Source organism: Aeromonas sp. HMWF014, from assembly GCF_963878295.1.
Classification (GTDB): Bacteria; Pseudomonadota; Gammaproteobacteria; order Enterobacterales; family Aeromonadaceae; genus Aeromonas; species Aeromonas popoffii.
In genome coordinates this window covers 19217-27032 of record NZ_CAWNYS010000219.1, presented here as the reverse complement: position 1 = coordinate 27032, position 7816 = coordinate 19217, and the positions used below count along the sequence as shown (strand labels likewise).

The window sequence follows — 7816 nt, the reverse complement described above, 5'->3', positions numbered from 1 at the left end:
ACGCTGCATGGCGGTACCCAACATCTTGTTGGTGGAGTTCAGCTGATTCTGAGTGGTCAGGGACGCGAAGTTGGTATGAATGGACAAACCCATGATGTATTCCTCTATGTAATCGCTGCGTTGCAGCCTGTTTGGTTGACATCAGAGATAAGCGACATCTTTTCCGCAGAAATGTAGGCTGGTGATTGTATATTTTTTGTCTCAGTATTCCATCGCCTTGATCCAACCCACCGCAGCAGAACCTGGATGCTCGGCATGGTTATTGCTTTGAAACCACCATCCTCCATCACCGGACTGAGATATGGCAGCCTTTATCTATACCCCTCACTTCGTTCAACATTTCCAATGCATCGGCGATCGCTGCGAGGATAACTGTTGTCATAGCTGGACTATCAGCATCGACAAGCTGACTTTTCGCAACTACGAGCGGCACTCGGATCCAGCAGTAAAGTCTCTAAGTAAATTGCATATACGCAAAGTGAAAAAGAGCAATGAGCACTGGGGAGAGATACAACTCGATGAGCAAGGAGCCTGTCCCTTCCTCGACGAAAACCGTCTGTGCCAGATCCACAGCAAGGCTGGCGCGGATGCACTGAGCCATACCTGCAAGACCTATCCAAGATCCAGTTCCCGGATCGGCAACCAGCTCAAGAAGTCCCTGATGCTCTCCTGCCCCGAGGTGTGCCGGCAACTGCTGCTGGACCCCATGGCGATGCAGACCGAGGTGACAGAGCTGGCACAGTCACTGCCCTTCGCCCCGCCACCCGCCACCGCCATCGCCACCCTGCACAGCCTGAGCATTCACGTGCTGGCCGCCACCGACCTTCCCGTCGAACTGCGTCTGTGGCTGATCGGCATGTTGATCCACCGGGATCCGGCGAAGCTGTCACACGAGGCCTTCCTGGATCAGGTTGCCATACTGGCCAAGGGGGGAGACCTGCTCGCCATGTTCGAGCAACTGCCGGTCTTGCCGCGGTTACAATGGTGGGGGTTGCGCACCATCACTCATCAGCTACTGGCCTATTCACAGGGACGCCGGGGGCGGCAGACCATGCAGCGCTGCCTCGACAAAATCAACCTCATGCTGGAAGGGGTATATGATGAGGAGAAACTCGCACAACTGCAGCAAACTTGGTACGACAAGGTCTCACCCTTCCTGGCTGCTCGTCCCCAGATCCTAAATAACTATTTGCTCTACTACGTCTATCACCACAACTTCCCTCAGCAACAGCACACCCCATCCCAGGCCTATCAATTTTTAGTTACCGACTACTTCCTGCTGCGCAACTACCTCTGCCTACTGGCAATCGACAAGGAGCTGGAAGAGCAAGAGGTCATTAACCTCTTCTACAGCTATCACACCATACGTCAGCACAACGCGAGCTTTCTCAAGACCATTGAGCAAGGGCTCAGCGAGTCTGGGTTTGCTTCGGATCTGGCCCTCTATGCCTTGCTGAAACCCTGAAAACAAGAAACCGCCAGAGAGTCCCATGGCGGTTTCATTTTCGGATCAAATATTTCAGCCCTAAGTCAACAATGCGACGACGCTCTGTCGTGATACATTGGCCTGAGCCAGCAGACCTGACATAGTCCCCATAAAACCGCCGTCCTTGAGCTGCTGGCTGAGCTTGCCTTGCAACTGCGCAAGCTCTTCCTGTTTAAGGTTCTGACTACGCGCTTTCACTCGATCAAGCTGTTTGACCATTTTCTGGCGAAACTGTTTGAGCTCACGTACGGACTGTTCAATCTCGCCAAGCAGCCGCTTCAGGCGCTGCTGTTCCTGTTTGAGTTCACCCTTGTCGATGCCCTCGCCAAGTTGAGTCAGTTGCCCTGGTTTGGGTTTGAATTGAACCGGTACCGGATTTCCCGCGGGGATCCGGATGCCTTCTCCACTCAACAATACGGGTTCATCAAGTTTACGTCTGTGTTGATCAGGCACGCTCAATTCAAGCTTGCCAAGTTCGTTTAACCGTACCTGGATATTTTCTTTGCGCAGAGCCTGATCCAGCCTTGAGACCACTTCAGCCGCATTGGCGCCAGCAGGCAAGATAACTTCTGCTGCACTACTGGTTTGCGGAAAAGAGAACACAAGACGCTCGGAACTCGCCTTGGGGGTAAGCAAATCGAGTCGCTCTGAACTGTAATGCACACGGCTATCCGAAGCAGAAGCCAGCAGACGCGGTCTCAGCTCTGAGGTCAAGGGGGCCTTAGGTTGGGTCAACTTGTCTTCTAGCAACTTCAAACGCGATACCAGATCACCACTCGCTGCACGATTTTGACCGAGTTGCTGCTCCAGACGTTTAAGCTCCCCCCACACCTGGCTCAAGGCTTGCTCCCCTCCCTGGGCATGAGCAATTCGCTGCTGGGCCGTGCCGATCAAAGCCCAGCGATCCAGCCGGACAATATTGGGGTGACGTTCCGTTTTGCTGGTTGACTGAGACGTAGTTTGAGCAGTCACGCGCCCGCCTAGTCGGGGCTGGGCAGGTGTTTCGGCCACTCCGCCCAAACGGGTTCGTTGAATCTGCATCATGGCTCCCTGAACCTGAACTTATGGCATGTAGTTGAATAGACTCAAGCCGTTGACCTTGGCAAATGCTTGTTGTTGCACTTGCAAGGCCATCAGCACATGAGCCTGCTGGGTAACAGCACTGGCATAATCAAGGGACTCTATCTGATTACTCACTTCCTTGCTATAGACGCCCTTCTCTGCATGCCCTTCATCCACTTGATCAAGCAAATTAATACGAGCACCAATAGAACTGACCATCTGGCTGATATCGTCCTGTAATATCTTGCTTCTATCCAGCATGTTCCGGGCTTGATCCGCAGCATCGGGAGCACCACTTTCCATGGCTTCCACCATGGCATCCAGCTGCTTGAAGAAGTCTCCGTTCTGAATGAAAAGCTGATCTGCCGTCTGATTGAGCCCCACGGTAACACCTTTGGCGATACTGACTTCTCGGATCAGCGCATCACCCTGATACTGATAATCACCAGAGAGGGTTTTAACGATCGCAGTCTGGTTCACCTGACTGCCGGCAAAAAGGCTCGAACCACTTTCATTTCGGGCATTGGCCAGATCCAGCAAGCCATCCTTGATAACGGCAGTTTCACTGGCAATCGCACGACGGTCACCTTCAGAAAGTGAGTCATTTGCCGCAGTTTGAGTCAGTTCGCGCAGCCGCATCAGCATGTTGGTCATTGTTTCCAACTGCAGCTCGCCTTGAGATAGCTGGCTTTTGGCATTGGCAATATTTTTCTGGTACTGCTCCATTGCCACCTGCTCTTTCTTCAAGCCGAGCAAACGTACACTCCCCACAGGATCATCAGATGGTTGCAGGATACGTTTGTTAGCCGATATCTGGCGATCAAGTCGGGCATATTCACCGAAACCATGTTGCAGGTTGTCGAGCATGCTGAGTTGTATCTGGTTGGTACTGATGCGCATTGTCGCTCCGTCAGAACATGTTCAGGATGGAATTGAAAAGCTGATCGGAGGTACTGATCACTTTGGCATTGGCCTGATATGCCTTGGAATAAGCCATGATCTTGACCCCTTCCTCATCCGTGTTTACCCCACTGACACTGCTCAGTTTGGTAGCCAGCTGCTTCTCCAAATTGGCATTCGCCTCCATGGTCGCCTTGGCCTGGCCACTTTGTACCGCCATCCGGCCAAGCAAGGCACTGTACGCATCATATTGGCTATCTTTGATGGTCAGTAACTCTTGCAGGTTGCGATTATCACCGCTACCGCCCCCCGCCTTGGCAAAAGCCAGATCATCGCCAGTGAAACCATCTGCAATCTTCAGTGTTCCTGACGGATTGAGGGGATCGTATGTGAAGAGCGATTTACCCGGGTTACCATGCAAATCTACCCCTCCGCCCTGCTTGGCATTAAAATCATCCGCCAGCTTCTGCGCTATCTGATTAAGCTCGTCACGCAGCGGGCGCAATACTGTCGTCCTGTATTCCATCACCCCGGCCAGACTGCCACCATGCAGCTTGGGGACTTCGAAGGACTGAGGACCAAAGCTGAGGCTGAGCGAATCACCGGCCAAGGAGAGAGTACTGTTACTACCGGCCAATACCAAGGGTTGTCCCTGAGGCAGAGTTAACGAAAATGACCCGTCGCTTTGCCGGTTGACCCTAACTTCCATGAAGGTCGACAACTCACGCACGATCTGCTCGCGACTGTCTTCCAGTACCGAGGTGTTGACCCCCTTGGAAGCCTGCTCACTGATCTGGGTATTCAGCTCGGCCACTTGTTTCAGGTAGCTATTGACCTGAGAGACAGTGCTGTTTAGTTGATCGTCAATCTGCTTCTCTTGCGTCAACATGCTCTCATTCAACTGGCCAAAACGGTTGGCCAAGGCTCCGGCAGAACTGACGATCTGGCTGCGCTGCGCGGGCGTCTCCGGGCTGTCGAGTGCAGCACTCAATGAGGCGAAGAAACTGTCCAGTCCCTTGGCGATATTCATCGACTCGCTGCCCAACAACTGCTCGGTAGTATTGATGTACTGATGAAAAGAATAAGAAGCGCCAGTGGAAGATCGACTGCGCCAATGCTGTGAAACTAGATAGTCATCCGTGATCCTGCGAACACCGGTTACCTCTACCCCCATACCATTGTCCAGTCGACCAAAGCCGGACAGACTGCCCATCATGGCTTCCTGGCGGCTATAGCCGATGGTATTGACGTTGGCGATATTCTGGGCGGTGACGTTTAGCGCGATCTGGGCCGCGTTAAGTCCGCTAAAACCGATATTGAGCATCGACATCAGTCAACTTTCCTCATTTTTGCCGAATTCAGAGGCTGACTGAATGCAGCCAGGGTCTGTGGTTCTGAAGCGACCACAGGCTCGGCATTCTTTAATGTCGGTGCCAATTGGTTGACCATCTGCTCTTTCAATCCCATACCGCCACGCTTGACCAGATTCATCGCCAACTGACTGTCATACATGTCGCGGTATAGCTCTTCTCCTTTAATGATCTTGTCATCCTCATCCTGCATAGCGTCAGAGGCTGAACGCATATGCTTGAGCACAGTCTGTAAAAAACTCACTTCAAACTGGCCCGCAGCGGCATCCAGCGCCGCACGTTGATCCGGATTGCTCTTTATTTGCTGCAATTCATTGAGATCCTGATAAAAACCAGGCTCTGACGTTATTCTGGTCATAGCGATCCTTAGATGACCACCAGTTCTCCCTCGAGGGCGCCGGCCTCATCGAGAGCTTGTAAAATGGCCATGACATCATCGGGAGTTGCCCCGAGTGAATTAACGGCCTTGACGATCACCTCAAGCGAAGTGCCATCCGGCCAGACAAACATGTTGTTTCGTTCGCGATCCACCTGGACCTTTGAATTGGGTGTCGTCGTCGTTTGCCCATTGGAGAAGGCGTTGGGTTGACTGACATTCTGGCTCTCGCCTATGGTCACGGTCAGACTACCATGACTAACCGCCGCCTTGTGTACCTTGACCCCTTGCCCCATCACCACGGTCCCGGTCCGGCTGTTGAACACAACTCTGGGCCGCTCCTTGCCCATGTCGACCTGAATGTCTTGCAGCAACGCCATAAAAGAGATCCGCTGACTCTCATCCTTGGGGGCTGCGACCTGGATCCGCCCTGCACTCACAGCTCTGGCCACGGACCCCAGCTGGCGGTTGATTTCCCGTTCAACATTACGGGCCGTTTTAAAGTTGGGTTGGTGCAGGTTGAGCGTCACCTCGGGTTTATCAGCAAAGTTGCTGACTACCTCGCGCTCAATGATGGCGCCATTGGGAATAATGCCCGCCGTCGGTACATTGATGGTCACAGAGGAACCGGATTGTCCCTCAGCCTTGACCCCGGCAACCACCAGGTTGACCTGGGCAACGGCGTACACGTCCCCATCGATACCACGCAATGGCGTCAACAGCAGTGAGCCTCCACGCAGACTCTTGGCATCCCCGATGGAGGTCACAGTTACATCCACCAACTGCCCCTTGCCAGCCAAGGCAGGCAGCGTCGCCTGTACCGATACAGCAGCGACGTTCTTGAGCTTGGGGTCGAGATCATCGGGCAACTGTACGCCAAACTGCTTGAGCATGTTGGCCATGGATTGGCCGGTAAATTTGACCTGGCTGCGATCGCCCGTACCCGACAAGCCAACTACCAAGCCATAACCCACCAGCTGGTTGGTTCGCATTCCCTGCACATCGGCAATATCCAGCAAGGCTCGCTTGGCAGGCGGCGCGGCATTAGCCAACACCGGCAGACTCAGGCAGAGCAACGTGATAAACCATTTATTCATGTAAATCCTCAAAAAGGTGCGAATGCGGAACTGAAGAAACGCGCCAGCCACCCCATCTGGTTACTGTCGGCAAGTGCGCCACGCCCCGCATAGGTAATGCGGGCATCGGCAATGCGCTGAGAGGAAATACGGTTGCTCTGGTCGATATCCTCCACCCTCACCATGCCACCCAAACGGATATATTCATCTCCTTGATTGAGACGGATCCATTTCTCGCCCCGGATCCCCAGCACCCCGTTTGGCATCACTTCGGCAACCGTTACCGTAATGGAACCGGCTAGCGTATTTTGCTGGCTGGAGGTAGCGCCACCATCGAAGTCACGATCTGCACTCAGGCTGGCGCCCCAGTCGGAGCGCACTTTTCCACCAATAGAGGGGGCTGGCACGTTCATGCTGCTGTTCTTGCTCATGCTGGTGTTGGCTTTCTTGCTCGACTGGGTACGCTCTTCCAGCACCACGGTCAGAATATCGCCGATACGATAGGCTCGACGATCCTGAAACAGAGTCATCATGTAGTCGCCACGATAAAGGCTACCGTCTTCTCCCCGGGCCGAGACAGATAACTTGGGTCGGGAAGGTGCCCACTTTTCGTCACCTGGTTCAGGGCCCTTGAGTTCATAAGTGGCACAACCACCCAGCATCAACACCACCCAAAAATAACGCCGCATCACCTGTATCATCACAGCGCCTGAGTGACAAACTTGAGCATCTGATCTGCGGCAGATACCACCTTGGCGTTCATCTCATAGGCACGCTGAGTGGTGATCATGTCGACCATCTCCTCTACCACGTTGACGTTGGAACTTTCCAGGGTGAACTGCTTGATGGCGCCCATCGCCTCCTCACCAGGTACCCCTTCAATGGCTTCGCCAGAGGCACCAGTCGCACGATAGAGGTTGCCCCCAAGTGCTTCCAACCCAGCTGGATTCGCGAAATTGGTCAAGGTAATACGCCCCAACTCCACATTTTCTTGCTGGCCTGGTAGCGTTGCACTCACGGTCCCATCTGTACCTATGGAAACCTTGGTCGCATTGTCGGGGATCTGGATTTGCGGCAACATGGGCAGCCCATCCGAGTTCACCAGCAAACCTTCGGCATTGCGATGCCACTGACCATTACGGGTATAGGCCGTTTCCCCATCAGGGCGTTCGACACCAAAGAAACCGGCACCGACAACCGCCATATCCAATTCCTGATTGGTATTCTGAAACTGCCCAGGGGTAAACACTTTCTGTGTTCCAACCACACGCACACCATTACCCATCTGAATGCCGATGGGCGACAGGTTTTGCTGATCCTGCTGAGCACCTGGCTGGCGTTGTACCTGATAGAACAAGTCTTCAAAAGCCACGCGATCGCGCTTGAAGCCGACCGTATTCACGTTGGCCAGGTTGTTGGAAATGCTGGCCATCTTGGCATCTTGTGCCGACAGACCTGTTTTACTCACCCAAAGTGCTGCATGCATCTTTGCTTCTCCACCTAATTCATTCGGGGCGCTATCGCGCATCCATCAAGGGTCTTACGA

8 protein-coding genes and 1 pseudogene are annotated in these 7816 nt (G+C 53.6%); 1 reads left to right on the top strand and 8 read right to left on the bottom strand.

The genetic code is table 11. From position 1 onward, the window contains the following. A pseudogene (locus AAC083_RS08890) lies at positions 1 to 93 on the bottom strand (Lateral flagellin); the annotation flags it as partial. Positions 94 to 301: 208 nt separating this feature from the next. Between AAC083_RS08890 and fliB the strand changes: the two are divergent. Beyond that, positions 302 to 1465: a flagellin lysine-N-methylase gene (gene fliB / locus AAC083_RS08885; RefSeq protein WP_181364693.1), complete on the top strand. Its 1164-nt coding sequence runs from the start codon at positions 302 to 304 to the stop codon at positions 1463 to 1465. A 60-nt stretch (positions 1466 to 1525) separates the two neighbouring features. Here fliB and AAC083_RS08880 read toward each other — a convergent pair whose 3' ends face one another. The 7 genes from AAC083_RS08880 to lfgG are packed head-to-tail and all read right to left on the bottom strand — an operon-like array spanning position 1526 to position 7756. Next, positions 1526 to 2530, bottom strand: a complete 1005-nt coding sequence (locus tag AAC083_RS08880) for a hypothetical protein (protein ID WP_258224637.1) — start codon at positions 2528 to 2530, stop codon at positions 1526 to 1528. Between the two features lie 18 nt (positions 2531 to 2548). Continuing rightward, entirely contained in the window at positions 2549 to 3448 is a 900-nt protein-coding gene (lfgL, locus tag AAC083_RS08875) for a lateral flagellar hook-associated protein LfgL (protein WP_108536370.1), read from the bottom strand. A gap of 10 nt (positions 3449 to 3458) precedes the next feature. Then, the gene (gene lfgK / locus AAC083_RS08870) at positions 3459 to 4778 is read right to left on the bottom strand and encodes a lateral flagellar hook-associated protein LfgK (protein ID WP_108536369.1); all 1320 of its coding nucleotides are present in this window, start codon (positions 4776 to 4778) and stop codon (positions 3459 to 3461) included. Beyond that, positions 4778 to 5176: a rod-binding protein gene (locus AAC083_RS08865; RefSeq protein WP_108536368.1), complete on the bottom strand. Its 399-nt coding sequence runs from the start codon at positions 5174 to 5176 to the stop codon at positions 4778 to 4780. Before AAC083_RS08865 ends, lfgK begins: the two co-directional genes overlap by 1 nt. Before the next feature lie 8 nt (positions 5177 to 5184). Then, positions 5185 to 6291, bottom strand: coding sequence for a lateral flagellar basal body P-ring FlgIL (fgIL, locus tag AAC083_RS08860; protein ID WP_108536367.1), 1107 nt, complete (start codon positions 6289 to 6291; stop codon positions 5185 to 5187). Positions 6292 to 6299: 8 nt separating this feature from the next. After that, positions 6300 to 6971: a flagellar basal body L-ring protein FlgH gene (gene flgH, locus AAC083_RS08855; RefSeq protein ID WP_108536366.1), complete on the bottom strand. Its 672-nt coding sequence runs from the start codon at positions 6969 to 6971 to the stop codon at positions 6300 to 6302. After that, positions 6971 to 7756 (bottom strand): lateral flagellar basal-body rod protein LfgG, encoded by a 786-nt coding sequence (gene lfgG, locus AAC083_RS08850; protein ID WP_108536365.1) that lies wholly within the window; start codon positions 7754 to 7756, stop codon positions 6971 to 6973. Before lfgG ends, flgH begins: the two co-directional genes overlap by 1 nt. Positions 7757 to 7816: the final 60 nt, after the last annotated feature.